This is a genomic window from Halomonas sp. AOP7-E1-9 (assembly GCF_052376035.1).
Taxonomy (GTDB): Bacteria; Pseudomonadota; Gammaproteobacteria; order Pseudomonadales; family Halomonadaceae; genus Vreelandella; species Vreelandella citrativorans.
The window spans coordinates 1-2,672 of record NZ_JBQSVC010000074.1; the positions used below are offsets into that span (position 1 = coordinate 1).

Sequence of the window (2,672 nt, forward strand, 5' to 3'; positions counted from 1 at the left end):
CGTAAGCGTTCATCCTACGACGTAGTTGACCTACTTCACGTCACGCAGAGGCCTAAGTAACTCCGGCGAGACCTTGTACTGTTTCCTGCCTTCCTCGCCCAGCACGATCACACTCTTGCGGTTGATCTTGGTGACGATCCCCAACACCGGTCCTTCTCGGCCTTCGAAGGTCACTTTCAGACCAACCCGCAACCGACTCAAGGCTTGCAGGGTTTCCTGTTCTTGCAGTTCATCAATGCGCTGGCAGATGTACTGGTTCAGTTCCAGCAACTCGTCGATGCTCATGTCCTCAATGCGCATGGACGACCTCCACCGGTGTGAGTTGCGTGGCTTGTCGGTCCGGATGACGGGGATCGATCAGAGCCCGTAGCGGATTCTCGGCGAACCGGATTTTCCAGCGCCGCGGAGTCAGGTTCGCCACTTCACTGGCGGGATGCTGACTGACGCGTTGCAGCACGTCCACCAGGTAAGTGTAGGGGTTAATATCGTGCAGCTTGCAGGTGCTGATCAGGCTCTGGATGATGCCCAGGTGTTCCGCGCCCAGTTCGGTCCAGCAGAACATCCAGTTTTTCTTGCCCATTGGAATGGGGCGTAGCGCCCGTTCCAGGTGGTTGGTGTCTGGCTGCACGTCCGGGTTTTCCAGGAACACGGTCAGGCTCGCTTCGCGACCGAGCACGTAGTTCAGGGCCTTGGTCAGCGGGTCGCTGGGCACGAGGCCGCCTTGTGCCAACTGATCCCGGCACCACTGGAAGAAGTCGCTGACCACCGGTTTCGAGTGATCCAACCGGTACTGGCGTTTCTTCTCGCCAGTCAGCCCCTGGGTTTTGATGGCCTCTTCATTCCGGTACACCTTGGCGATCTGTTGCAGCGCGTTGGTGACTGTCTCCGGGTGATCTTTCTGTGCCTCGATAAAATAACGGCGACCATGCACCCAACATTGGGCATGGGTGACGCTCTCCTGAGCGGCAGCGTAGCGGGCATAGGCCGCGTAGCCGTCACTGATCAGGGTGCCGCTGAACGATTCGCTGAGTACTTCTTCGATATGGGCACGCCCACGGCTGTTCGAGTAGGTGAACACCACCTCGTCGGCATCGCCGTATAACGGCCAGAACCAGCCGGTTTTCATCTTGCCCTTTTGCGGGCCGGCCCGGCCCTGATGACCGGCTTTGATGGGCGTTTCATCCATGGCCAGCACCCGACTGCGCAGCACATTGTCGGTCTGGGCATCCACGATGGGTCGCAACAGGTCGATGGCACGCTTGACCAGGTTCGTCAGGGTGCTGCGACTGACGGTGATACCGGCCTGCTGGATGCGCTGGTGTTGACGATACAGCGGCAGGTGGAACTGGAACTTGTCCACCAGCAGCCCGGCCAGCAGGCTGACGTCGGCCAGGCTGTTGTCCAGCACGTTGAACGGAGCCAGAGTCGTCACCGGCTTCTCGGCCCCCTTTCGCCGGAACACCGGGCGTTCGCACTTAAGCACCACATAACTGGAGGCACGCTGGGCCAGCCGGTAGGTGGTCTTGCTACCGATCACTACGTACTGGTCAGCCTCCGGCCCGGTCAGTTCCGGTGGCAGGTGCTCAATGACCTCCATCGGCACATCGGCGGTAAAGCGCAGACCGGAGTCATTCAAGCAGTCGTCGTCCCGCTGCTTTTTGCCGGTGCCGCGCTGATAGGCCTTGATGGTGCGTTTTTCTTCGCCAGCAGGCTGCTCCGGCAGCGGTGCTTCATCGGGCTGGAACAGGCTGTTCTGGCCCGGCAGATCAAACACCTGCTTCTCGGACTTGGGGCCGAACAGCTGCTTCTTGAACCAGTCCAGCTGGCGCTGCAGGATCTGGACCTGCTCACGCAGCAGTGCATTCTCATCGGCCAGAGCCGAGGAGGACGATGCATTGGGACAAGGATCAGAAGCCGTTGAATTCATGACCGATATTATACCGGAAGTCCGTCTTCTATACCCCTCGAAAACGCTTGAACTGGCGGTATTTCTGCACCTCAATGCCATCGATCAGCAGTTGCAGATCCGTCAGGGTCAGGGCTCGCTGCCCCGAGGCAGATAATGGCACCCGGAACTGCCCCTGCTCCAGGCGCTTGGCCCACAGGCAGTAACCGGTGGTCGTAAAATACAGCATCTTCATCTGAGTCTTGCGGCGATTGACGAAGACGAAATACTGGCCGCTGAGAGGGTCGTGCTTCAACTGATTCCGGACCAGGGCACTCAGGCCCCGGAACGATTTGCGCATATCGGTGGGCTCGGTGCACAGCCAGATCCGGGCCTGACTATCGAGCCCGATCACCCGTTCTGGCTCAGCCGCAGTTCAACGCCATTGCCCAGGCTGAGCACAATGTTCCAGCCTGGGCCGGAGGATTGCGATGTGTCCATCAGTGACGACAAATCCAGAAAGCTGGCTTCACCGGATCCAGCCGAATCATCGGCCGACGGATCAGACAGGCGCTTGCGCCAGTTGCAGAAACTCGCGTAACCAATGTTCTCTTGTTCGCAGAACTGCCGAGCTGACAGACCACTGTCACGCTGCTGATTGACCAAAGCCTGCCACTGGTCGGGTGTGCGGTGCTTTCTCATGGCGATAACCTCGTGTTGGAAACTGTGAGGTTACTTTAGGGCGAATTTTAGCGGGGTGGCAGAACGTCGCGGAATGGACGCTTAC

The 2,672-nt window shown here is 59.0% G+C and carries 4 protein-coding genes; all 4 read right to left on the reverse strand.

Annotated features, from left to right (window positions below):
- Window positions 1-30: 30 nt before the first annotated feature.
- The 4 genes from ACT3R4_RS18290 to tnpA are packed head-to-tail and all read right to left on the reverse strand — an operon-like array spanning window position 31 to window position 2,587.
- A complete protein-coding gene (locus tag ACT3R4_RS18290; protein WP_062375866.1) occupies window positions 31-300 on the reverse strand; it encodes a hypothetical protein in 270 nt (89 codons plus the stop codon).
- Entirely contained in the window at window positions 290-1,927 is a 1,638-nt protein-coding gene (gene tnpC, locus ACT3R4_RS18295; protein WP_192539858.1) for an IS66 family transposase, read from the reverse strand. Before tnpC ends, ACT3R4_RS18290 begins: the two co-directional genes overlap by 11 nt.
- Window positions 1,928-1,955: 28 nt before the next feature.
- Complete coding sequence (gene tnpB / locus ACT3R4_RS18300; RefSeq protein WP_004578760.1) at window positions 1,956-2,300, reverse strand: IS66 family insertion sequence element accessory protein TnpB; 345 nt, start codon at window positions 2,298-2,300, stop codon at window positions 1,956-1,958.
- A complete protein-coding gene (gene tnpA, locus ACT3R4_RS18305; protein WP_172416383.1) occupies window positions 2,297-2,587 on the reverse strand; it encodes an IS66 family insertion sequence element accessory protein TnpA in 291 nt (96 codons plus the stop codon). The genes tnpB and tnpA overlap by 4 nt, the downstream gene beginning before the upstream one ends.
- Between the last annotated feature and the right edge of the window lie 85 nt (window positions 2,588-2,672).